We start from the raw sequence: 22,890 nt of genomic DNA, 5'->3' as shown, positions 1-22,890 counted from the left end.
GAGCCACCGGTTCGTGCGTTACCAGATCCGGACGCGGTCCTCCGGCGCCAGCCACATGCCGTCGCCCTCGGTGATCTCGAAGGTCTGATGGAACTCGTCGATGTTCTTCACCACCGCGTTGCAGCGGAACTCGGGCGGCGAGTGCGGGTCGATCGCCAGCCGCCGGGCCGCCTCTTCCGGTCGCGTCTTGGTCGACCACGCGTTCGCCCAGGACAGGAAGAACCGCTGGCTCCCGGTCAGCCCGTCGATCACCGGCGGCTCGGCGCCGTCGAGTGAGAGCTGATAGGCGACGTACGCGATCGACAGGCCGCCCAGGTCACCGATGTTCTCGCCCAGGGTGAGCTTGCCGTTCACGTGCTGCCCGGGCGTCTCGGCCGGCTCGAGGACCTCGTACTGCGCGACCAGCTTGTCGGTGCGCTGCTCGAAGGCGGCCCGGTCGTCGTCGGTCCACCAGTCGTTGATGTTGCCGTCGCCGTCGTACCGGGAGCCCTGGTCGTCGAAGCCGTGCCCGATCTCGTGCCCGATCACCGCGCCGATCGCGCCGTAGTTGACCGCGTCGTCGGCATCCAGGTCGAAGAACGGCGGCTGCAGGATGCCGGCCGGGAAGACGATCTCGTTCATCCGCGGGTTGTAGTACGCGTTGACCGTCTGCGGCGTCATCTTCCATTCGGCCCGGTCCACCGGCTGGCCGAGCTTGGCCAGCTCCCGCGCGGTCTCCACCGCGACCGACCGGCGCACGTTGCCGAACAGGTCGGCCGGATCGGTCTCGAGCGCGCTGTAGTCCTTCCATTTGTCGGGGTAGCCGATCTTCGGGACGAACGCGCCGAGCTTGTCCAGCGCGCGTTGCCGGGTGTCAGGCCCCATCCAGTCGAGCGCATCGATCCGCTGCCGGTAGGCCTCGACCAGGTTCGCCACCAGCTCGACCATCCGGGCCTTCGCGGCCGGCGGGAAGTGCTCGGCGACGTACAGCTTGCCGAGCGCCTCACCGAGCGCCGACTCGACTACGCCGACACCGCGCTTCCACCGCTCGCGCAGCTCGGGCGCACCGGTCAGCGTCTTGCCGTAGAAGGCAAAGTTCTCGTCCACGAACGCCTTGCTCAGCAGCGGGGCCGCGTCGTGCACGATCCGCCAGCTCAGCCATTCCTTCCACCGCTCCAGCCCGATCTCCTGCAGCGCCCCCGCGGCCGCGGTGAAGAAGTCCGGCTCCCGGACGACGATCTGCTCGATCGCGCTCGCCGGTACGCCGGCGCCCTCGAGCCACCGCGACCAGTCGAACCCGGGGGTCAGCTCGTCGAGCCCGGCCCGGTCGAGCTTGTTGTAGGTCAGCGTGACGTCGCGATCCTTGACCCGGTCCCAGTGCCCGGCCGCGATCCGCGTCTCCAGCTCCATGATCCGCTCGGCGGCTCCGGCCGCGTCGGGCAGTCCGGCCAGCTCGAGCATGCGGGTGACGTGCGCGACGTACGCCGTACGGATCTCGGCGAAGGTGTCCTCGCGGTAGTAGGACTCGTCCGGCAGGCTGATACCGCCCTGCATGAAGTAGACGATGTACTCGTCGGACTTCTTCGCGTCGGCGTCGATCCAGGTGTGGAACACGCTGGACACACCTTGCAGTTCGAGCGTGCCGAGAGCGGCGACGAGGTCGCCGATGTCCTGGATCCCGCGGACCAGGGCGAGCTGGTCGGCGATCGGTTCGGCGCCGAGCCGCTCGATCGTCTCCTCGTCCATGAAGCTGCTGTAGAGGTCGGCGACCTTGCGCGCCTCGCTGCCGTCCGGATGACCGGCGGCGACCGTCTTCTCGACGATGGCGCGGACGTCCTGCTCGGCGGTGTCCGACAGCGCGTGGAACGCACCGTAGATGGCTTTGTCCGCCGGGATCTCGTGCTGTTCCAGCCACGGCCCGTTCGCGTGCGGATACAGGTCGTCCTGCGGCCGCACGGCGTCGGACAGACCCGAAATATCGATCCCTGCTGTCATCCCTGCCCTACTCCTTCAGTGCGTGATCTGACTGCCAGCGACAGTACCCGGTGACCGGCACGGCGGCATTGAACTATCCACAGGGCCATGCCGTTCTTCCGGGTAAAGCACTGAATCGTGAAGGCACCGGATCAGGAGGACCCGCCCATGCCACGCCTTGTCCGTCGGCTCACTGCCGTTCTCAGCGTTCCCGCGCTGATGCTCGGCCTCGTCAGCACCTCGGCCTCCGCACACCAGACGACGTTCCCCACCCGGATCGAGTTGCCCGCCGGGTTCCAGCCGGAAGGGATCGCGATCGACCGCGGTACGGCGTACTTCGGCTCGCGGCTCGACGGCGACATCTACGCCGCCGACCTGAAGACCGGCGAGGGCGAGGTGATCAGCCAGGGACCGGGCACCGGATCGCTCGGGATGAAGGTGGACCACCGAGGCCGGCTGTTCGTGGCCGGTGCCGCGGGTGGCAACGGCCGCGTCATCGACACCCACACCGGCGACGTGCTCGCCAGCTACACCTTCACCACAGCAGCCCCGACGTTCGTGAACGACGTGATCCTGAGCAAGGACGCGGCCTGGTTCACGGACTCGCGGAAGCCCGTGTTCTACAAGGTCCCGCTCGGCCGCGACGGCACGCTGCCCGCACAGTCCGCGGTGGAGACCATCGCCTACAGCGGTGACTACCAGCACACCCCGGACGTCAACAACGCCAATGGCATCGCACTCACCCCGGACGGCCGCGCCCTGATCATCGTCCAGTCGTCCACCGGCTTCCTGTTCCGGGTCGACCCGGACACCGGTGTCACGCAGCGCATCGACATCGGTGACCTCGTGATGACGAACGGCGACGGCCTGCTGGTCATCGGCACCACCCTGTACGTCGTCCAGAACCGGCTCAACAACATCGCGGTGCTCAAGCTCAACCCGTCGGGCACCACGGGTCACCTGGTCGACAACATCACCAGCCCGGCGTTCGACGTACCGACCACGGCGGCAGCCTTCGGGTCGCGCCTGTACCTCCCGAACGCCCGCTTCACTACACCGCCCACTCCGACCACGCCGTACTGGGTCACCGCGGTCAAACGCTGAGCCGTTCCCGAGTGCGGCTGGCTGTCCTACGGTGAAACTCTCCAGGGGAGGAAGCACTCATGTTCATCCGTAGCCTCACGGCCGCACTCGGCCTGCCCGCACTGATCCTGGGACTCGTCACCACGTCGGCGGCTGCCACCAGCTCACCGGTAGCGCCGGCACCGGCGCCGGGATCGTCAACCGTCAAGCACTCGGTCGACGACGGCCTGTGCGACCCGATCCGCTTCGGCACCGCCAAGGCGTCGGCCGCCAGTGCCTTCCCGGCCAGGTTCGACCTGCCGAACGGGTTCCGGCCCGAGGGCATCGCGATCAGAGGCAGTACGGCGTACTTCGGCTCGCTGGCCGATGGCGACATCTACGCCGCCAGCCTGCGGACAGGCGAGGGCAAGGTCATCAGCCAGGGGCCTGGTACGCCGTCTGTCGGCCTGAAGATCGACAACCGCGGCCGACTGTTCGTCGCCGGCGGACCGGCCGGGAACGCCCGGGTGGTCGACACCCGCACCGGCAAGATCCTGGCGACGTATGCGCTGGCCGCGGACGCTCAGACGTTCGTCAACGACGTGGTCCTGGGCCGGAACGCCGCGTGGTTCACCGACTCGCAGAAGGCGGTCATCTACAAGGTGCCGTTCGGTCGTCACGGAAAGCTGCTCGGGCAGTCCGCCGTCCGCACGATCCCGTTGACCGGCGACTACATGCACCAGCCGGGGTTCAACGCCAACGGCATCACGCTGACGCCGGACCGTCGTGCGCTGATCATCGTGCAGTCGTCGACCGGGCTGCTGTTCCGGGTGAACCCGTGGACCGGTGTCACGAAGCAGGTGGCTCTCAGTGCCCCGATGACGAGCGGCGACGGCCTGCTGACGATCGGCCGGACCCTGTACGTCGTACAGAACCAGCTGAACAAGGTCGCGGTCGTCACGCTCAACCGCGCCGGCACCAAGGGTTCGCTGGCCCGTGAGATCACCAGCTCGACCTTCGACGTGCCGACGACCGTTGCGGCCTTCGGCAAGCGTCTCTACCTGCCGAATGCCCGGTTCACGACCACACCGACGCCCACCACGCCGTACTGGGTCACCGCAGTACAGCGCTGACGGGACACCGTCAGGAAATCGTACGGAGGTCTCCACGGGCGGCAGCCTTCAGACGGCTGCCGCAGGACAGGCGGACGGAGTAGCCGGCCGGGATGGACAGTGGCTCACCGGTCTGCGGGTTGCGGCCGGTGCGCGGCGCGCGCATCACCCGCTCGATGCTCAGCAGACCTGTCAGCGACACCTTGTCGCCCTTGTGCACGGCCTCGGTGACGACGTCGCCCAGTGCGTCGAGGACCTTCTCGGCCTGGTTCCGCGGAATGCCTGCCTTCTGCGCCACGCCGGCGACCAGCTCGTTGCGATTCACGGCTCTCCTCAGACTCGTCCCGCCGGGCGGCACCTCAGCCGCTGCCGGTCGATCGAGCAGCACCTTAACCGAAATGATTGTCGTTAGCGAGAAGCGCCCGCATTTCGGTCAACCCCGCCGTTACGGGAACTTTGCCGGCCGCACGGTCGTCGTTGGGCGATCACAGCCAGTCCTGGTCGTGCCAGTGGTTCTGCCACCGCCCGTCGATGGCCTCGTCGGACCGCTGGTAGCGAATGTCGGTGGACAGCCGGATGCCCTCGGAGACATTGTCCAGGGCTGCGTGGATCGTGTGCGCGGTGTGGATGACCACGTCCCCGGCCGCGTAGTCGGTGACCAGCCACCGGGCGTCGTACTCGTCGGCGAGCCCGGGCAGGTCCGCGGTCATCGACGCAGCCGGGCGCTTGAGCAGTTCCGCGGCCTCCTCCTCGAGCACCCGGTGGTGACTGCCTTCGAGGTACGCGAGCCCGCCGCGGGCGACCGGGCAGTCGCCGAGCGGGATCCACGCGGACAAGACCTGGTCACTGCCCTCCCTGAGGTACACCAGGTCGTAGTGGGCCTGCGTCGCCGTACCGATCCCGTCCTCACCCGGTGCGATCTGCCGGATGATCTTCCGCTTGTGCAGGAACGGCTCACCGCCCAGGAACCACTCGAACCACCCCTTGATGGCCGGCTGCGCGCAGAAGGCGCCGTACTCCGGTCCCGGCACAATCTGGTCGAACAGCACCTTCCGGTACGACGCCCGATCGATGACCGCTCCGGTCAGGCCGAAGTAGTACTGCCGGAAGCCCAGCACCACCTCGGGATCCAGCAGCCCGGTCAGGAACAGGTACCCGTCCCGCCGCAGCCGCTCACGCAACCGCGGAAGGTCCGCACGCTCCTCATCCGGTACGACGCTCAGCGCACCGAGCCGCCGTGGGGATTCGTCGAGCACATAACCGTTGGAAGTCAGCACACGACCCATTCCATCCGTCACCGGCGGTCCACCGGAATGGACACCGAGGGCGGCTTCTTGGACTCTTGTCAGGTGCTGAACTGGTCGATCTACCTGACTCCTGGTCAATCCGAACGCCAACTTGGACTCTTCTGCCTGGGCGCTGGCGAGGGGGAGAACCCTCGCGGGCCAACGCCGGAACGCGCCCTCGGGTGTCACGCACTCGTCTGGATCAAGGAGGGCCGCGGACACCTGTTGCACGGCCCAGACCGGCAGTTGTTCGAGGTCCACGCGCCGGCCATGCTCTGGCTCTACCCTGGCGTCCTGCACGGCTACCGACCCACCACACGCTGGCGCTCGGCCTGGACGCTGTTCAGCGGCCCAGCAACAGCAGCACTCACCACACTGGGCCACCTCGATCCCAGCCAGCCAGTACGGCGGTACTCCGATCCCCGACCCATCGACCGAGCATTCACCCGGCTGCTACGCGTCAGCACGACGCACAACGCCGTACAGACTGTTGCTGCTGTGTTCGACCTCATCGCCCTGGCCGCACCGCCACCGGATGACGACGTGGCTGGTCAGCTGGCTGGGCTCGCGTGCAAGGCGCTGAGCATTCAGGACTATGCCGCCGAGCTAGAACTCAGTGTCCGCGAGCTGCGCGAGGCCGTGCGTCGTACGACCGGCTCCACACCACAGGAACTGGTCTTGACCACAAGACTCAACACAGCCAAGGCTTTGCTCGCGGAGGAGGACCTGTCCGTCGCGACGATCGCACGGCGGGTCGGGTACGACGATCCGGCGTACTTCACCCGCTTGTTCACCGCGCGTGTCGGCCTGTCACCACGCGCGTTCCGGCGATCTGGTTCGATTTCCGGCCGGATTTCCTCCTTCTGAAGGAGGCGGGACCGACTTTCTACCCGGTAGAACCATTCACTGGGGTGACGTCTTGAACGCCTGACCCCGATACGGTCGTGGGTATGAGTCAACCGCAGCCCATCGACCCGCGATACGTGAACCGACCGCCGGCCAAGCCGAAGAAGCGGCGCAACTGGTTCGGCCGCGTCATCGGTCTGATCGTCCTGCTGTTCCTCCTCACCCTGATCTGCGTACCGCTGTACGCGTGGGGACGGATCGACAAGACCGATGCCATGCCAACAGGTGAGCGCCCGGCCGACACGCCCGGCACGACGTACCTGCTCGTCGGCTCCGACAGCCGTGAGGGCCTCAGCCCGGCCGAACGCGCCAAGCTGGGCACCGGCAATGCGGAGGGGCGGCGCACCGACACGATCATGCTGCTGCATGTGCCCGAGTCCGGGCCGACCGCGCTGATCAGCCTGCCGCGGGACAGTTACGTGCCGATCCCCGAACACGGCCACAACAAGATCAACGCCGCCTTCGCGTTCGGCGGGCCGAAGCTGCTGGTCGAGACGGTCGAAGGCGTGACCGGTCTGCGGGTGGACAACTACGTCGAGATCGGCTTCGGCGGATTCGCCGGGATCATCGACGGTGTCGGCGGGGTGAAGATGTGCTTGCCTAAGGCAATGAAGGACAAGGACGCGCACATCAACCTGCCGGCCGGCTGCCAGCAACTCAACGGCACCAACGCGCTCGGCTACGTCCGCGCCCGCAAGTCCGACCCGCTCGGCGACCTCGGCCGCGTGCAGCGCCAGCGCGAGATGATCGGCGCGGTGGCGGACAAGGCGGTGTCACCCTGGACGTTCCTCAACCCGGTCCGCTACTACAAGCTGGGTACGGCGAGCGCCGACGCGCTGACCATCGACAACGACAGCGGCCCGATGGACATGATCAAGTTCGCGCTGGCGATGAAGGCGGTCGCCGGGGGCAGTGACGGCGTCACCCTCACCGTCCCGGTGTCCGACACCAGCTACAAGGGTTCCTCGGTCAAGTGGGACACCGCCAAGGCGAAGGCGCTCTTCCAGGCGCTCAAGGAGGACAAGACCAGCGGTCTGAAGAGCAGTTGATCGCTCTCGTCCATGCAGTGGTGAGCCTGGGCATGCTCGTCATCGTGCCGCTCGGGCTCACCCTGCTGCCGTTCAGCGCACGCTGGTGGTTCGCGTTCGCCGTACCCGGGGTGATCTCGCTCTGGCTTCCCCGTGGTGCTGTCTCGATCACGTTGGCATCGATCTATCTGGCCGGGACGCTCGGCCTGATCGCACTCGCCGTCCGCGACTTCCTGCGGCACAAGCGCCTGCGGCCGCGCGAGATCGCGCTCTACACCGCCCTCGCGACGCCGTCGATCGCCGCACTCGCGTTGGTTGCCGAGCGATCGTCGTACGAACTCTTCGGCTTCGATCTGACCGTCCTCTCGCTCACGGTCGCCCACTTCCACTTCGCCGGGTTCGCGGCCGCGCTGATCGCCTTCCTGGTCGCCGGACCGCGTACGACGGCCGGCGACGCCGCGGCAATCAGCGTTCCGCTCGGCACCGGGATCGTGCTGCTCGGGTTCTTCCTCGGCGATCCGGTCGAGCTCGCCGGAGCCGCCGTACTGACCGCCGGGATGTGGCTGGTCGGGTGGAACCTCTGGCGCCGAGCACGCCAGGTTGACCGGACCACCGGCGTACTGCTCACGATCTCTGCCGCGGTGCTCGTCGCGACTATGCTCCTGGCGCTGAGCTGGGCCTTGGGGCACGTGGTCGCGACGCCGTATCTACCGTTGGAATGGATGGTCGCCACCCACGGCCTGGCGAACGCGGTCGGCTTCGCGCTGTGCGGGCTGCTGGCCTGGCGACGACTCGGTACGACGGAAGGAGCCGGATGAAGCTCGAGGACCTGGACGGGCTGCGATTCTCCTACGACGTGGTCGGCTCCACCCGGTACGACGAGACGCCGCGGGGCTACCACCGTCTCGAGTACAAGGCCCGGATCGGCGAGGGTGACGAGGTGTTCCGTCGCGCCGGCGAGGCCTTGCTGAACTGGCGGATGCACCGCGCCGCCGGCCTGCCGATGACAGCCACGGACAGTCCCGCGACCATCGGCACGAACACCCTCGGCCGCCTCGGCCCCGGCATGCTGATCGGCCGCCTCCGCACCGCGACCCCGTTGGGCCTACTGGGCCTCCCGGTCCCGTGCCGCGTGGTCTGGACGATCGACGAACCCGACCGGATCGGCTTCGGCTACGGCACCCTGCAAGGCCATCCCGCATCCGGCGAGGAGTCCTTCGTCGTCTCCCGCGAACCCGACGGCATCCACTTCACCGTCCGCGCCTACAGCCGCCCCGCCACCTGGTACACCCGCCTCGGCGGCCCTGTCACCCGCAAAGCCCAGCAACAGGCCGCCCGCCGCTACGCCCAAGCCCTCCGCCGCCTCGCCACCCCATAGCAAAGGCCCCGCAAGCTCATACCTTTGCGGGGCCGGGTCCTTTGTATCGTGCGGGTCAAGACGTGGGGTTGAGCGACACGCGAACTTCAGGCGAACCCGCGGGCGGACGTGGGTCTTGCGCGGGTCGGCGGCCGGTGCCTTACTGAGAGCTGGGGCACACGGGGTATCGAGCATGCGTGGGGGGAACAATGTCGGGCATCTTTTTCACCAGTCCGTTGACCAAGTCCGCCTCGTCGGGGGCCGCGTGGGCTCAGGTCGACGCGGGTTTCCCGGAGCTGCAGGTCTTTGCGAATGTTCTGCTGAGCGCCTACCGGACGCAGACGCCGGAGCGCTTCACCGGTTTCCAGCCGAGTTGGGCCGAGGCGTACATCGTGACGCCGCAGACCCCGATGACCACGGTCCTCGGGTTCTCGTTCCCGACGCGGCGGGACAACACCGTCTACCTCAAGACGAACTTCCTGACGTTCTGGCTGCAGGTCAGCAACGGCGGCAGCGCGAACCTCCCGACCAGCGCCTCAGCGGTCGGGATCATCTACGACATGACACCGAACGCGGTGTTCGACCTGAAGTCGGCGGCACAGCAGCTGGATCTGGCGGTTCACACCGAGGACGGCACGGTCCTCGGCACGCACCGGTCGGTGCGGATGGACGGCGGGCCCGAGTTCGACGAGGACGAGATCCGCGAGCGGGTGCTGGCTCATGCCTATGCCCGGACCGGTCGCGAGCAGGGATCGTTGCGGCTCACGACGTTCGGCTACGACCAGATGCCGCTCACCAGCGACTTCCGAGTGAACCCGTCGACCGGCGAAGCCGAATCGCTGGACGATCCGGTCGAGCTGTTCCGCCCCTGATTGCTGCCGTCGCATCGGTCCTGCGAAACTGTGGCGGGTGAGTCCTAAGACGTTGACGGATCTGGTGGCTACCGACTGGGCTGAGGCGCTGGCGCCGGTTGAGGGCACGGTCGCGAAGATGGGCGAGTTCCTGCGGGCGGAGATCGCGGCCGGGCGGCCGTACCTGCCGGCGGGTGAGAACGTGCTGCGCGCGTTCCAGCAGCCGTTGCAGCAGGTGAAGGTGCTGATCGTCGGCCAGGACCCGTACCCGACGCCGGGGCACCCGGTCGGGCTGAGTTTCTCGGTCGCGCCGGACGTCCGGCCGATCCCGCGCAGCCTGGCCAACATCTACCGCGAGTTGATGGCGGACGTCGGCGTACCGGCGCCGTCGAACGGTGACCTGACGCCGTGGGCGGACCAGGGCGTGCTGATGCTCAACAGAGTGCTGACCGTGCAGCCGGGCAAGTCGGGTGCGCACCGCGGCAAGGGCTGGGAGACCGTCACCGAGCAGGCGATCCATGCGCTGGTGAAGCGCGGCGGCCCGCTGGTCGCGATCCTGTGGGGCCGCGACGCCCAGACCCTGAAGCCGATGCTGGGCAGTACGCCGTACGTCGAGAGCGCCCACCCGAGCCCGATGTCGGCCGACCGCGGTTTCTTCGGCTCCCGCCCGTTCAGCCGCGTCAACGCCCTCCTGGCCGAACAGGGCGCCGCCCCGGTCGACTGGCGTCTCCCCTAACCCGCACCGACTGTCGGAACTCGCCGGACTCACGCGGTCACGGCGAGTTTTGACATGCCCTTTTCCAAACTTGTTTGAATGATCCATTGCAGGATCGTTCAACAATCTCTTATGGTGGCCAGCATCGCGTCCGTCCGTCCCCGGGAGGAACCATGTGGGTTCTGCTCGCCATCGCGGTGGTCGTCGTCGGGTTCGCCCTGCGACTGAACTCGATGCTGGTCGTCACCGCGGCCGGTATCGTCGCCGGCCTGATCGGCGGCCTGTCACCGGTCAAGATCCTGAACGCCTTCGGCGACGGGTTCGCCGGCAGCCGGTCCGTCACCGTCTTCATCGTCACGTTGCCCGTGATCGGGCTGATCGAGCGTTACGGCCTGCAGCAGCAGGCCCGCAAGCTGATCGGCAAGCTGAAAGTCCTCACCACCGGCCGGTTGCTGGCCATCTACCTGCTGATCCGGCAGGGTACGGCGGCGCTCGGCCTGACCAGCATCGGCGGCCCGGCCCAGGCGGTCCGGCCGCTGATCGCCCCGATGGCAGCCGGCGCCGCGGAGCGACGCTACGGCCCACTGCCCGAGAAACTGCAGGAGAAGATCAAGGGCTTCTCCGCCAGTGCCGACACGGTCGGGCTGTTCTTCGGCGAAGACATCTTCGTCGCGATCGGCTCGATCCTGCTGATCACGGGCTTCGTGGACGCGACGTACGGGCTGCAACTGGAGGCGATCGACATCGCGCTCTGGGCGATCCCGACCGGCATCTGCGCGCTGCTCATCCACGGCACCCGGCTGCTGCTGCTCGATCGCCAACTCGACAAGCTGCACGCCGCGGTCAAGGCCGACAACGAGCAGGTGACCCGATGATCAAGGTCGAGTGGTTCTACTGGCTCTGCGGACTGTTCTTCGTCCTGATCGCCCTGCAGGTGGTCAATGACCGCAGCAATCCGAAGCGCCTCGGCAGCGCGGCGTTCTGGGGCATTCTCGGTGTCTCGTTCGGCTACGGCACGTTCGTGGTCAACAAGCAGGCACCGGCCTGGCTGCTCGGTATCGCGGTGATCGGCCTCGCGGTCCTCGCCGGTTCCGGCGTCCCGGGCCGCGGCCACGAGCAGACCACCACGCCGGCCGAGCGGGTCCGCTTCGCCGACCGTTTCGGCAACAAGCTCTTCCTGCCGGCGCTGGTGATCCCGGTGGTCGCGGCGATCTTCGGCGCCTGGCTGGCCAAGGTGAAACTGAGCGACGGCGAACTCCTGCTGCAGAACGGATCCGCCACCATCATCGGCCTCGGCGTCGCCTCGCTGCTCGCCCTCGCGGTCGGCATGGTGATCCTCAAACCGAAGTCGCCGACGGTCCCGCTGCACGAGGGCCGGCGGTTGCTGGAACACATCGGCTGGGCCGCGATCCTGCCGCAGATGCTGGCCACCCTCGGCCTGCTGTTCAACGCCTCCGGCGTCGGCCAAGCGGTCGGCCGCATCACCGATCACCTCGTGCCGAAGGGCTCGCTGATCGCCGCGGTGGCGCTGTACTGCATCGGCATGGCGGTCTTCACGATCATCATGGGCAACGCGTTCGCCGCGTTCCCGGTCATGACGGCCGCGGTCGGCTGGCCGCTGCTGGTGCAGCAGTTCGACGGTACGCCGGCGGTCGTGTTCGCGATCGGCATGCTGGCCGGTTTCTGCGGCACCCTGTGTACGCCGATGGCCGCCAACTTCAACCTGGTGCCGGCCGCCTTGCTCGAGATGAAGGACCAGTACGGTCCGATCAAGGCGCAGATCCCGACCGCGGTCCCGCTGCTGGCCTGCAACATCGTCCTGATGTACGTCTTCGCCTTCTAGGAGTCCTGATGAAGTACGCCGCCGGCTGGGCCGAGATCGCCTGTGAGGTGCTCGAAACCCCTTATCCGTATGGCGCCGCGCACGCATCGCTCGGCCCGGACGACGTGGATGTGACCCCGGCGCGGTTGCATCCCGCCTTCCACGGCTCGTACGACTGGCACTCGAGCGCGCACATGCAGTGGTCCCTGGTCCGGTTGCTCACTCTCGCTCCGGACCAGGTCGGCCGGCGTCCGATCGAGGTTCTCGACCGGCGGTTGACCGCCGAGGCAATCGCGACCGAGGCGGCGTACCTGCGCGATCGGCCGTCGTACGAACGCCCGTACGGCTGGGCCTGGGCGGCGATGCTGGTCGCAGCTGTGCGGAACGCCAAGTTGCCGCAGGCAAACAACCTGACTCCGCTGGGTGACGTGATCGCCGAGCTCGTCCTCGGCTGGCTGCCACGACAGGCCTATCCGGTCCGGCACGGCGTCCACCTCAACAGCGCCTTCGCACTCGCACTGCTCCTCGAGGCGTACGACGACCTCGGCCGGACCGATGTGGTCGACGCGATTCGCGACCGAGCGATCGAGTGGTTCGGCCAGGACACGGCGTACGACACCCGCTTCGAGCCGTCCGGCACCGACTTCCTGTCGCCGGCGCTGACCGAGGCGGAGCTGATGCGCCGCGTCCTGCCGGAGGACGAGTACAAGACCTGGCTGACCGCGTTCCTCCCCGGCCTCGGCACGGACGCGCATCAGCACCTGCTAGAGGTGCCGACGACCGACGACTCCGGCGACGGCCAGCTGGCGCACCTGTCCGGTCTGGCGCTCTCACGTGCCTGGCAGCTCCGCACGATCGCGCCGACGCTTCCAGACGTTGCCGACGTACTGCGGGCGGGTGCCGACCGTCAGGTCGAGGCTGTCCTGCCCACAGTGACCGAAGGCGACTTCATGTCGACGCACTGGCTGGTCTCGTTCGCCCTGCTGGCAACGCTGGCTGACTAGTACCCGTCCAGCTGTGCCACAGCTGGGCATACCGGCCGTCATCGGCCAGCAGCGACTCATGCGTGCCCGACTCGACCACCCGCCCGTGCTCCAGTACGACGATCCGGTCCGCCTGCTCGGCCTGCGTCAACCGGTGTGCCACGACCAACGTCGTACGCCCCTCCGTGGCAGCAACACTGGCTCGCTCGAGCTCGCGCGCACCAGCACTACCCGCTTCAGCCGTAGCCTCATCCAGTACGGCGATCGGCGGGTCAGCGAGCACCAGCCGGGCAAAGGCGACCTGCTGCGCCTGCGCACCGGTCAATTGATGACCGCTCTCTCCAACAATTGTGTCCACACCATCCGGTAGCGCACGCACCCATGCGAGTGCGCCGACTCGTTCCAGCGCGTCCGCCACCTCAGAGTCATCAGCGTCGGCCCGAGCCAGTCGCACATCGTCCACCAGCGGCCCCGAGAACACATGCACCTCTTGACTCAGCAGGGCAACCTGCGCCCGGGTCCGGTCCTCGCCCAGCTCACGCACATCCACTCCACCGAGTCGCACCGTGCCGACAGTGGGAGTCAGGACCCCAGCAGCAATCGCAGCCAGCGTCGTCTTGCCGGCACCCGAAGCACCGACCAGTGCGACCCGCTCAGCGGGCTCGAACCGCAGCGACACCCCGTCCAGCACACGTGGTCCGTCGTACGCGTGCCCGACGTTCACCAACTCCAGCGACGCGTCAGCCGGGGCAGGACCCTCAGGCGGCTCTTCAACCGCTGGAATCTCCAGTACGCCGGCCAACCGGGCCAGCCCCGCGGACGCGGTCTGGAACTGGTCGAACTCCATCAGCAGCATGCCGATCGGGTTGAACAGCCGGTGAAAGTACAGCGCGGCCGCCGTCACGGCACCGACGCTGACCGCATCCCCGCGGACCAGGAAGAACCCGGTCACCAGGATCGAGGTCAGGCCGACGAACTCGGCGTGGTTGATCCGGGACGAGAAGAAGCTGAACAGCTTGAAGACCTTCAGCGAGATGTCCCGCGCGGCGGCCGAGGTGTGCTCGATCTTCCCCAGCTGCACGTCTTCCAGCTGGTACGCGCGGACGGTCGCGCTACCGCGCAGCGACGCGATGATCGCCTCCGACCGCTCCCCCATCGCCACCCGCTCGTCGCGGTAGAACGGCGCCGAACGCGGCAGGTACCACCGCAGGGCCCAGAGGTACATCGGTACGGCGAGCAGCCCGGCCAGCCCCAGCCGCCAGTCGAGCGCGAACATCCCGACCGCGGTCAGCGCGATCGTCAACGTGGCCGACAGGAAGGCCGGCCCGACCTGCGTCAGCGCCGTCGCGACCGATGCCACGTCGTCGCCGACCCGGGACAACAGGTCACCCGTGCGCACCTTGTCCAGCACCGGCGCCGGCAACTGCAGCACCCGGTCGATCACCTTCTCGCGGATCCGCGCCAGCACCGTTTCGCCCACCCGCGCGACCAGCGTCACGCCGACGGCGGTGAGCACTCCGGAAACCACCGCGGCGCCGCCGATCAACGCGACCACGCGGACGACGGCCGAGCGGTCAGCACCATCGGCAATGTCGTCGACCAGTACGCCGAGCGCCCACGGCGCAACGAGACCGGCCGCACTCGCAACGGTGATCACCGCGGCCGCGAGCACAGACAACCCCGGCAGCCGGCGGATCTCCTGCCACAACACGGCCCACGTCGCCCGCGGCCCGGCGACCGGCAGCAAGCTCATCGCAGTACCGCTTCCTGGTAGGCGACGTCGCCGGCGGCGAGCTCGGCATGAATGCCTTCGGCAACCACTTCGCCATCCGACACGACGATCACCCGATGCATCTTGCCGAGCAGCGCCGGGCTGCTGGTGAGCACCAACGTCGTCAGCCCGTCTCGCACCTCAGCAAGACCTTCCGCCAGCAGCTCCTCGGTGACCGCATCCACCGCCGTACTCGGGTCGTGCAACACGAGCAGCGGCGGCTCCGCCAGCAATGCCCGGGCCAGTCCGAGTCGTTGACGCTGTCCACCCGACAGTGATTGACCACGGTCGGCCAGCGGACGGTCGAGCTCGTCGATCAGGTCTGCAGCTCCGGCAGCCGTCATCACTCGCTCCATCGATGGCGACTCGACCAGCAGGTTGCTCCGCAGCGTCCCCTCGAACAGGTCCGTGTCGTGCTGCTCCGGCAGGACAGTCCGTCGTACGGCGTCGATGTCGAGCTCCTCGATCTCCGTACCACCCACGAGCAGCTTGCCAGTCGCCCGGACCTTCTCCACGTGTGTTCGGGGGCACGACCAGCCACAACGGTCAGCAATGCGTCTGCATCGCGTGGGTCGTAGCACAGCACTCCCACGAGCTCTCCGGGTCGGAGTGCGAGATCCACTGCGGACAAGGACTTGTAGGACACATCCACCAGTTCCAGTAGCGGCTTCGACGGGTCCACCGTCGTCGCCGTACCAGTGGCGATCAGTGGTGGCGACGACAGCACAGACGCCAGCCGGCCGGCCGATGCACGAGCCATAGCGGCGACCTGGCTGGCATACCCAAGCGAACCGACCGGCTCCGCGACGAACTGTGCCAAACCGACCACTGTGATCAGCTCACCGATGGTGATCCGGTCAGTCAACGCGAACCACCCGGACACGCCAGCAACAGCTGCCAGCAGCAGTCCGCTCAGTGCAGTGGTCACGCCGTCCTGCAGCCCATTGGTGTTGGCCGCACGCAAAGTCGCCCGCAGTGTGTCCTGGCTGGACCGCCGATAGCGCGCTGCCGCGTTGTGCTGCGCTCCGATCCCCCGCAACGTCCGCAAGCCGCCAACCAGGTCGGTTGCGAGTGCCGTCGTCGTTGCCACCGCCTCCTGCTGACTGGATGTACGACGGGTCAACAGCGGCGACAACGCCTGATTCCCCAGTACCAGCAGCGGTACGCCGATCAGCACACCAAGCCCGAGTGGTACGTCGACCAGCAGCAGCGACACCGACGACACCACCAGCGCCGTCGACGCTGCAACCCCGATCGAGACGGACCGCATCACCAGCGCGGCCTTCTCAGCGTCGGATGTCGCGACCGACAACAGCTCGCCGGACCGCAACCCGGTGCGATGCCCGCGAGGGTCCAGGACCCGCTGAGCGATCTCCAACCGCAACGCATGGGTCTCGTACTCGATCGCGCGCACCACCTGGCGCGCGCCGGTCTTCCACGCGTTCGACAGCACCGCGAACAGCACGACCATCATCAGCACGCACCAGAGCAACGGCTGCACGTCGCCGCTCGCCACCGCCCGGTCCACGAAGATGCCGATCGCCACCGGCACCGCTGCCTCGGTCGCCTGATGCAACGACAACACCAGGACCCCGACGATCATCCGGCCGCGATGCCGCCGTACGGCCCGCCACAACAGTTCCCCACTTGACATAGTTAGGCAACCCTAACTCACGCGAGTGCGTTGACACCCTCGCCCGTCCCGCCGTACGGTCTCGCATCAATAGGAAACTTTCCTAACAGTTCATCAGACGAGCGCGGCAACGCGACGGACAGCGCGATCGGAGGCAGGGTTAGCTCATGGTTACGACACCCGGAACTCCCCGCCTGCTCCGCGCGATGAACGACCGCGCCGCCCTGGACCTGCTGGTCGCCCAGGGCCCGCTGTCCCGCACCACCCTCGGCAACCTCACCGGCCTGTCCAAGCCGACCGCGTCGCAGCTGCTCGCGCGGCTGGAGGCGGCCGGCCTGGTCCGCGCGAGCGGCACCTCCGCGGGCCGTCCGGGCCCGAACGCCCAGCTGTACGAGATCAACGGCGACACCGCGTACGTCGCCGGCCTCGACGTCACGCCGGCCCGGATCCGCTCGGCCGTCGCCGATCTGACCGGCAAGGTGGTCGGCAGCTACGAGCTACCCACGCCGGGCCGCAGCGCCAAGGGCACGGTCGAGCGGGTGATCAAGGCGATCGACGGCGCCGCCGGCGAGGCCGGCCTGAACCGCGGTCGCCTGCACCGCGTCTCGATCGGCACCCCGGGCGGTTTCGACCCAACCACCGGCCGGCTGCGGTACGCAACCCACCTGCCCGGCTGGCACGCCCCGCACCTGCTCGACGAACTGGCGGCGGCGATCGCCGTACCGCTGGAGGTCGACAACGACGTCAACTTCGCGGCTATCGCCGAGCAGCGGGTCGGCCACGCCAAGGACAGCGACAACTTCGTCCTGCTCTGGGGCGAGGAGGGCATCGGCGCCGCGATCGTCATCAACGGCCAGCTGCACCGCGGTGCCACCGGCGGTGCCGGCGAGGTCGCCTTCCTGCCGCTTCCCGGTACGCCGCTCGTCCGCAACGTCAGCCGGAACAACGCCGGCGGCTTCCAGGAACTGGCCGGCGGCGAACCCGTCCTCCGGCTCGCCCGCGAGCACGGTCTGAAAGCGCGGACGGCGCAAGCCGCCATCGCGGCCGCGTTGCAGGCCGAGGGTGCCGGCGACGCCGTACTGAACGAGTTCGCCCACCGGTTGGCCGTCGGTCTAGCCGCGATCGTCGCGGTCGTCGACCCCGAGCTGATCGTCCTCGCGGGCGGCGTCATCACCGCCGGTGGTGAACGCCTGCGCGGACTCGTCCAGGACGAACTGGCCGAGCTCGCCGTACCCCGACCACGCCTGTTGATGACTGCGATCCACGAGGACCCGGTCCTCGCCGGAGCCCTGCAGTCCGCCCTGACCACCACCCGAGACGAAGTCTTCGACACCGCAGGTCCACCCATTCCCTAGGAGTATGGATGCCAAGCTGTTGCCGGACGGGCGGACCGCGCGGTTTCCGGCGCTCGGGAAGCTGTCCGGGGATTGGGGCGGTGGGCAACAACTCGCCGAGGAGGCGATCTGGGCGGCCCTCACCGCCGGCCACCCGCTCCTGGTCGAAACCGTCGTACGCCTCCTCTGCGAAGTCGCCCCCAAGGCGCTCCCACGCGTAGTCGACGTACCCCCGGTCGTCGGCGCCGCCCTCCTGGGGCTGGACCACACTGCCGCATCGCCGTCGGCTCAGGCGGCGCTACGGGCCGCGTTCGCTTCACAGTCGGCCGCCTGAGCTCAGGCGTCGACAGCGTCATGCCTTGACCGTCCGGCGCGGCGCTCCCCACTCCGGCGTGCTTGAAAAGGCCGGGTGTAGTGGTGTAATCATGATTACATGAGTACGCAGACTGAGGTTGAGCGGGTGCGGGGCTGGTTGACCGGGCGGCTGCCGGCGGAGTGGTTCGAGGGTGAGCCGGAACTGACGATCGACCGGGACGAGATTCTGATCGTCGGGCGGATCACGGCGCCCGAGCAGAAGGGTGACGTGAGCGCGGCCGAGCGCTCCGCCGCTGAAGAGGGCCGGATCAAGCAGTACCGGGAGGACACCCGGGAGCGCCGGATCGAGATCGCCCGCGAACTCGAGCACGCGACCCGCCGCAAGGTCGCCTGGGGCGTCCTGTGCGGTGACACCCGGACCATCTTCACGTCGTTGTCCGCACCGGTGATGACGCGACTCCGCCAGCCCGAGCGCCAGGTCCTCGACACCCTCGTCGACGCCGGCGTGGCCCGCTCGCGCAGCGACGCCCTCGGCTGGTGCGTCAAACTCGTCGCCCAGCACAGCGAAACCTGGCTCGCCGACCTCCGCGAAGCCATGACCAAGGTGGAAGACGTCCGCCGCGCCGGCCCGGACGCGCAGAACTGAATCTCCCGCGGGCCTGGCACCAGGCCTCCGACTGAGCCCGATCCACCGATCTCATCGGTGGATCGGGCTCAGTGCATCAGGGCTTCACGACCCGGTAGCCCAGGTGGGGCACCGATCCCACATGAGGTTCGCCATCCGGCTCCCACCGGCGTGGGAGTGCGGAGGCGTGCGGGGGTGGGGTTGGGTCAGCGTTGGCCGCCCTGCCAGTTGCCGTCGGGGGTGGTGCCGTTGGACCAGCCGCCGGACTGCGGGGCAGCGTGAGTGGCGTGGTGTTCCTGAGCAGGCGGGTAGCTGCCCTGCTCGTAACCAGCCTGCTGGTAGCCGCTCTGCTGGTACGCACCCTGGTCGGCGCCGGCCGTGCCGTTCGCCGGCATCGTGCCCTGGTCGTAGGTACCGTTCGACGGCATCGTGCCGTTGGACGGGGCCGGGTTGGGCTTGATCATGTTGCGGTCGAAGAGGTTGCCGAGCGCCCGGCTCGCCATCTCACGACCACCGAGGCCGAAGGCGAGACCCATCGCCAGCGCGGCGCCGGCGAGCACGATCAGCAGGGTGTTGCCGGTCAGCTGGACCGCGATACCGAGCTGGGTCAGCGCGGCGAAGGCGGCGTACACCAGGACCGCGTACTTGCCCACTTTGGCCAGCGTTTCGTTGCCGGTGGCACCGCGGATGATCGCGGCCAGGAAGTTCGCGAACAGCGCGGCCAGGCAGATGATCACGATCGCGGCGAAGATCCGCGGGATGTAGCCGAGCATGTCGCTCATGAACGCCGAGATCTCCGGTACGCCGAGCGCCGAGGCGAACATCGTGAAGCTGATCAGGAACACGAACCAGAACACGACCTTGCCCAGCATCGCCGAAGCGGTCAGCCCCGTGCCGGACCGCTGCAGGACGCCGGACACACCGGCTCGTTCCATCCACTGGTCGAAGCCGACCTTGCCGAGCAGCTTGCCGACGAGTTTCCCGAGCACCTTGGCGACGAAGTAGCCGACCACCAGGATGACGAGACCGCCGAGCAAGTTCGGGATGAATCCGAGAAGTTTGCCAAAGGCATCTTCAAAGGGCTGCGTGAAGTCGATCGCTAACGCAGACATCAGGACTTTCCTTCCGGACTGGCCCGCATCCGCTGCCGCGCACACACCGCACACGACTCCGGCACGGGCGGATGCAGTGGTGTCTAGTATTCCCCGTGCCCCACGCCGTGCACCCCAAACAGTTGTCTCAGGCATGTAAAACAACGATTGCAAGGAAGAGTCCTTGCATAAGGCAATCACCGTCCGGGCGGTTCACTGGTTACCCCGAGGGGTGAACCGGTCAAGCGGGTTGAGAAACTGGGCGCATGACCGACGAGACCGCTGCCCAGCCCGCCACCCCGGTCGCCGTGATCCGCCGGGCCACCGCCGCCGACGTGGCCGGGATCGTGGCGATGATCGCCGACGATCAGCTCGGCGCGACCCGCGAGTCGGTCGACGATCTGACGCCGTACCTGAAGGCCTTCAAGGCCATCGAGTCCGACCCGAACCAAGTCCTGGTGGTTGCCGAACGCAACGGCGACCTGATCGGCACCCTCCAGCTCACCATCATTCCCGGCCTCTCCCGCCGCGGCTCCTCCCGCGGTCTGGTCGAAGCCGTCCGGGTCGCAGCCTCCGCCCGCGGTTCAGGCCTCGGTACGACGCTGATGGAGTGGGCCGTCGAGGAGTCCCGCAACCGCGGCTGCACCCTGGTCCAGCTCACCTCGGACAAGACCCGCACCGAGGCTCACCGCTTCTACGAACGCCTCGGCTTCACCAACTCCCACGAGGGGTTCAAGCTCAAGCTCAGCTGACTCGCTTCGCCGGGGCGGAGAAGGTGTTGCAGGACGACGGGTTGGTGGAGGCGAAGGCGCGGAGGCTCCAATAGCCGTGGTTCTTGCGGGAGCCGTGGTCGCGGATGTTGTCCGGGTTGTACTCGTCCCCGGTGTACTTGACCATGTCTTCCCAGAGGTCGAGCCGTCCGCCGGTCAATCGGAGCGACCGCTTGTGCGCGCCGAGGAATGCCGCGCCCAGGCAACTCGCCTGCAGTTCCAGGCGTCGCTCGTCCTCCAACTGCACCGCCTCGGATCCGCCGGCGTGGACGAACACGTAGGTCCGCAGGATGTCGACCGTGTCCTGGAGATGGTGACCGTACTCGTGCGCGAGCATCTCCTGGAAGTCGATCAGATCCCAGACCGGGTCGCTGTCCGGGTCGGCGTACTCCTGCCACTCGAAACAGATGACACTTCCCGAGCTGCGGTAGAACGCATCGGTATGCCGAGGCGGGTTGTCACACAGCTGGGTGCCCGTCGGCTTGCCCTCCACGTAGGCGTCGATCCGGGGAGTCGGCAGGTAGAAGCCGGCGCGGACGACCAGCGGCGTCCATGCTCGCTGCATGCACCCCACCATCAGCCTCGCGTAGGCGAGCAGCCCGGCCCGCGTCCGCACCAGCTTGCTCGGCAGCTTGCAGCTCACCGCCGGCACCCGGCCCGCTTTGTAGAGCCCACTCTTGATCGGCACCAACGTCGGATCGTTCGTCGACGGCGAGGCCGAGGTCGCCGACCGAGGCTTGGCCGACGCTGTCGCTGTCGGAGCCGTCGGGGCCGGCGTGACCGCGGACTCCGCGACAGCGGGTGCTGCCGGGTGGGTGGCGGCCCCGGCGACAACAGCAACCAGTACGGCGATGATCGCCAGGCCGGCGCCCTTCGCCGTAGCTGACATCAGCTGACCTTGTTCGCGAGGGCGGCGAACGTGTTGCAGGAGCCAGGATCGGTGGACTTGAAGCCGGCGCTGCTCCAGAGCCAGGTGTTCTTGAACGAACCATGAATGCGCGGCTTCTTCGGCTCGTCATCGTCACCGCTGTGCTTCTTCTGGTACTCCCAGCTGTCCAGCTTCGCGCCGGTGAGACCGAGCGACTTCTTGTTGGCGCCCAGGAAGGCAGCTCCCAGACAGTCCGACTGCAGTCCGCGCCGCCGGGTCCACTCGAGCTTCTCCGGTTCTGTCTTCGCCCAGCCCTTGCGGGACATCGCCGCGGTCAGGATCTCGGTCAGGTACTGGACGTGATAGCCGTACATGCCGGCGATCGCGTCCATCATCCAGGCCCGCGTCCCCAGCGGGTCTTTCCGGTAGTTCGCGAGATCGGCCTGCCAGTTGAGGCTGATCACGTCAGCGGTCTCGCAGTAGTAGTTGACGCCGCCGATGTCCTTCTCGCAGGCCGACTTCGCCTGCTTGCTCTGCAGAACCAGCCGCGGCGGGTGGAAGTCGTAGCCGGCCTTCTTCACCAGCGGTGCCCACGCCTTGTTCAGGCAGGGCAGGAAGGCCTGGTAGTACTTCAGGATCGCCGACTGGGAGTTCGGCTTGATGGCCGGTTCCTTGCAGTTGACCGAGGGGACCTTGCCGACCGTGTAGAGCTTGTTCTGGCGGAGGCGGACCAGGTCGGGGACCGGCTGGACGGTCACGGTCACCGTGGGGTCGGCCGGGACGGGAAGCGGGGGCTCGGACTTCCTGACCGTGGGGCGGGCCATCGGGCTGTCGACGGAGTCGTAGGAGTCGATGAGCTTGAAGCCCGCGAACGTGCCACCGGTGACCAGGAGCAGCGTGAGCGCGGACAGTCCGGCGATCACTGCCTTGGAGTACTGCCGGGGCGGCGTGGTCGGCGGCGGTTCGGCGGAGAACTGGGCTCCGGTCCGCGACGACGGCGAGTGCCAGCCGACCGGACGGGAGCTGCCGGTACGGCGGGTGCCGGCCAGCGGTGTGAGAGGGGCACCGGTCAACGGGGCGGGCGGAGGCGCGCCGAACCCGGCCTCGGTGCCGGGGTGCGGCGGGAGCGGACGCGCTTTCTTCCGCAGAGTCGGGTCGACGGGTCCGGTGACGGTGCGGGCCTTGCCCAGGTCGAGCGACTGGCGGCGGTCCGCGGCACGTGCACGGTCGCCGTCGGTCAGGATGTCGCCGGCGCCGCCTGGCAGGAAGTGCCCGGGCTTCGGCGAGCCACCCCCGGACGGCGGCGTACCCGGGCCGGGCGTCACGCCTGGATCGGCCGGCGTGGATACGCCGGCCGTGGACGATGGTTCTGCGTCCGGGTGCTCCTCAGGCATCGCTCGTCCCCATC

At 68.0% G+C, this 22,890-nt stretch carries 24 protein-coding genes; 15 read left to right on the top strand and 9 right to left on the bottom strand.

From position 1 onward, the window contains the following. Positions 1 to 18: 18 nt before the first annotated feature. Positions 19 to 1,974 (bottom strand): M13 family metallopeptidase, encoded by a 1,956-nt coding sequence (locus tag EV652_RS10925; protein ID WP_132208921.1) that lies wholly within the window; start codon positions 1,972 to 1,974, stop codon positions 19 to 21. A gap of 147 nt (positions 1,975 to 2,121) precedes the next feature. Between EV652_RS10925 and EV652_RS10920 the strand changes: the two genes are divergently transcribed. After that, positions 2,122 to 3,057 (top strand): SMP-30/gluconolactonase/LRE family protein, encoded by a 936-nt coding sequence (locus tag EV652_RS10920; RefSeq protein ID WP_132208920.1) that lies wholly within the window; start codon positions 2,122 to 2,124, stop codon positions 3,055 to 3,057. Positions 3,058 to 3,116: 59 nt separating this feature from the next. Continuing rightward, on the top strand, positions 3,117 to 4,148 hold the full coding sequence (locus EV652_RS10915) for an SMP-30/gluconolactonase/LRE family protein (protein ID WP_132208919.1): 1,032 nt from the start codon (positions 3,117 to 3,119) through the stop codon (positions 4,146 to 4,148). 10 nt (positions 4,149 to 4,158) lie between these two features. On the opposite strand, the gene EV652_RS10910 is transcribed toward EV652_RS10915, so the two are convergent. Continuing rightward, positions 4,159 to 4,452 carry an HU family DNA-binding protein gene (locus tag EV652_RS10910; protein WP_132208918.1) on the bottom strand — a complete coding sequence of 98 codons (294 nt, stop codon included), beginning with the start codon at positions 4,450 to 4,452 and terminating at the stop codon, positions 4,159 to 4,161. Between the two features lie 160 nt (positions 4,453 to 4,612). Continuing rightward, entirely contained in the window at positions 4,613 to 5,404 is a 792-nt protein-coding gene (locus EV652_RS10905; protein WP_132208917.1) for a phytanoyl-CoA dioxygenase family protein, read from the bottom strand. A 72-nt stretch (positions 5,405 to 5,476) separates the two neighbouring features. Here EV652_RS10905 and EV652_RS10900 point away from each other — a divergent pair, with 72 nt between their 5' ends. The 9 genes from EV652_RS10900 (at position 5,477) to EV652_RS10860 (ending at position 13,096) form a co-directional block, all read left to right on the top strand. Further along, complete coding sequence (locus tag EV652_RS10900; protein ID WP_158441145.1) at positions 5,477 to 6,280, top strand: helix-turn-helix domain-containing protein; 804 nt, start codon at positions 5,477 to 5,479, stop codon at positions 6,278 to 6,280. A gap of 83 nt (positions 6,281 to 6,363) precedes the next feature. Beyond that, the gene (locus EV652_RS10895; RefSeq protein ID WP_132208915.1) at positions 6,364 to 7,368 is read left to right on the top strand and encodes an LCP family protein; all 1,005 of its coding nucleotides are present in this window, start codon (positions 6,364 to 6,366) and stop codon (positions 7,366 to 7,368) included. Positions 7,369 to 7,385: 17 nt separating this feature from the next. Further along, a complete protein-coding gene (locus EV652_RS10890; protein WP_255512589.1) occupies positions 7,386 to 8,165 on the top strand; it encodes a YndJ family protein in 780 nt (259 codons plus the stop codon). Next, entirely contained in the window at positions 8,162 to 8,725 is a 564-nt protein-coding gene (locus EV652_RS10885; protein WP_132208913.1) for a DUF1990 domain-containing protein, read from the top strand. Before EV652_RS10890 ends, EV652_RS10885 begins: the two co-directional genes overlap by 4 nt. 188 nt (positions 8,726 to 8,913) lie before the next feature. Next, on the top strand, positions 8,914 to 9,576 hold the full coding sequence (locus EV652_RS10880; protein ID WP_132208912.1) for a hypothetical protein: 663 nt from the start codon (positions 8,914 to 8,916) through the stop codon (positions 9,574 to 9,576). A gap of 37 nt (positions 9,577 to 9,613) precedes the next feature. Beyond that, positions 9,614 to 10,291, top strand: coding sequence for a uracil-DNA glycosylase (locus EV652_RS10875; protein ID WP_132208911.1), 678 nt, complete (start codon positions 9,614 to 9,616; stop codon positions 10,289 to 10,291). Positions 10,292 to 10,443: 152 nt separating this feature from the next. After that, a complete protein-coding gene (locus EV652_RS10870; protein WP_132208910.1) occupies positions 10,444 to 11,145 on the top strand; it encodes a DUF969 domain-containing protein in 702 nt (233 codons plus the stop codon). Next, on the top strand, positions 11,142 to 12,113 hold the full coding sequence (locus EV652_RS10865; protein WP_132208909.1) for a DUF979 domain-containing protein: 972 nt from the start codon (positions 11,142 to 11,144) through the stop codon (positions 12,111 to 12,113). Before EV652_RS10870 ends, EV652_RS10865 begins: the two co-directional genes overlap by 4 nt. Before the next feature lie 8 nt (positions 12,114 to 12,121). Then, positions 12,122 to 13,096 (top strand): DUF2891 family protein, encoded by a 975-nt coding sequence (locus tag EV652_RS10860; RefSeq protein ID WP_132208908.1) that lies wholly within the window; start codon positions 12,122 to 12,124, stop codon positions 13,094 to 13,096. Here EV652_RS10860 and EV652_RS10855 read toward each other — a convergent pair. From EV652_RS10855 to EV652_RS10850, 3 genes are read right to left on the bottom strand one after another with little or no spacing between them, the layout of a single operon-like run. Further along, entirely contained in the window at positions 13,041 to 14,828 is a 1,788-nt protein-coding gene (locus EV652_RS10855) for an ABC transporter ATP-binding protein (protein WP_132208907.1), read from the bottom strand. The genes EV652_RS10860 and EV652_RS10855 overlap by 56 nt on opposite strands. Then, positions 14,825 to 15,298, bottom strand: a complete 474-nt coding sequence (locus EV652_RS45185; protein ID WP_242001710.1) for an ATP-binding cassette domain-containing protein — start codon at positions 15,296 to 15,298, stop codon at positions 14,825 to 14,827. The genes EV652_RS10855 and EV652_RS45185 overlap by 4 nt, the downstream gene beginning before the upstream one ends. Continuing rightward, positions 15,190 to 16,500, bottom strand: coding sequence for an ABC transporter transmembrane domain-containing protein (locus tag EV652_RS10850; RefSeq protein ID WP_242001685.1), 1,311 nt, complete (start codon positions 16,498 to 16,500; stop codon positions 15,190 to 15,192). Before EV652_RS10850 ends, EV652_RS45185 begins: the two co-directional genes overlap by 109 nt. Positions 16,501 to 16,646: 146 nt before the next feature. Between EV652_RS10850 and EV652_RS10845 the strand changes: the two genes are divergently transcribed. The 3 genes from EV652_RS10845 to abmR all read left to right on the top strand — a co-directional run bounded on the left by EV652_RS10845 (position 16,647) and on the right by abmR (position 18,774). Beyond that, a complete protein-coding gene (locus EV652_RS10845) occupies positions 16,647 to 17,834 on the top strand; it encodes an ROK family transcriptional regulator (RefSeq protein WP_132208906.1) in 1,188 nt (395 codons plus the stop codon). A gap of 4 nt (positions 17,835 to 17,838) precedes the next feature. Then, positions 17,839 to 18,147, top strand: coding sequence for a hypothetical protein (locus tag EV652_RS10840; protein WP_199238112.1), 309 nt, complete (start codon positions 17,839 to 17,841; stop codon positions 18,145 to 18,147). Between the two features lie 99 nt (positions 18,148 to 18,246). Beyond that, entirely contained in the window at positions 18,247 to 18,774 is a 528-nt protein-coding gene (gene abmR / locus EV652_RS10835) for an ATP-binding transcription factor AbmR (protein ID WP_132208905.1), read from the top strand. A 185-nt stretch (positions 18,775 to 18,959) separates the two neighbouring features. Here the strand turns inward: abmR and EV652_RS10830 are convergent, their stop codons facing one another. After that, positions 18,960 to 19,865, bottom strand: a complete 906-nt coding sequence (locus EV652_RS10830; RefSeq protein ID WP_132208904.1) for a mechanosensitive ion channel family protein — start codon at positions 19,863 to 19,865, stop codon at positions 18,960 to 18,962. A 245-nt stretch (positions 19,866 to 20,110) separates the two neighbouring features. On the opposite strand from EV652_RS10830, the gene EV652_RS10825 reads away from it, so the two are divergent. Continuing rightward, on the top strand, positions 20,111 to 20,596 hold the full coding sequence (locus EV652_RS10825) for a GNAT family N-acetyltransferase (protein ID WP_132208903.1): 486 nt from the start codon (positions 20,111 to 20,113) through the stop codon (positions 20,594 to 20,596). Here EV652_RS10825 and EV652_RS10820 read toward each other — a convergent pair. Further along, positions 20,589 to 21,503 (bottom strand): neutral zinc metallopeptidase, encoded by a 915-nt coding sequence (locus EV652_RS10820; protein WP_132208902.1) that lies wholly within the window; start codon positions 21,501 to 21,503, stop codon positions 20,589 to 20,591. The genes EV652_RS10825 and EV652_RS10820 overlap by 8 nt on opposite strands. Further along, a complete protein-coding gene (locus EV652_RS10815; protein ID WP_132208901.1) occupies positions 21,503 to 22,876 on the bottom strand; it encodes a neutral zinc metallopeptidase in 1,374 nt (457 codons plus the stop codon). The genes EV652_RS10820 and EV652_RS10815 overlap by 1 nt, the downstream gene beginning before the upstream one ends. Positions 22,877 to 22,890 lie beyond the last annotated feature (14 nt).

Source organism: Kribbella steppae (assembly GCF_004342025.1).
Taxonomy (GTDB): Bacteria; Actinomycetota; Actinomycetes; order Propionibacteriales; family Kribbellaceae; genus Kribbella; species Kribbella steppae.
Note: the sequence above shows the minus strand (reverse complement) of the source record. Positions and strands in the feature narration are given on the sequence as shown.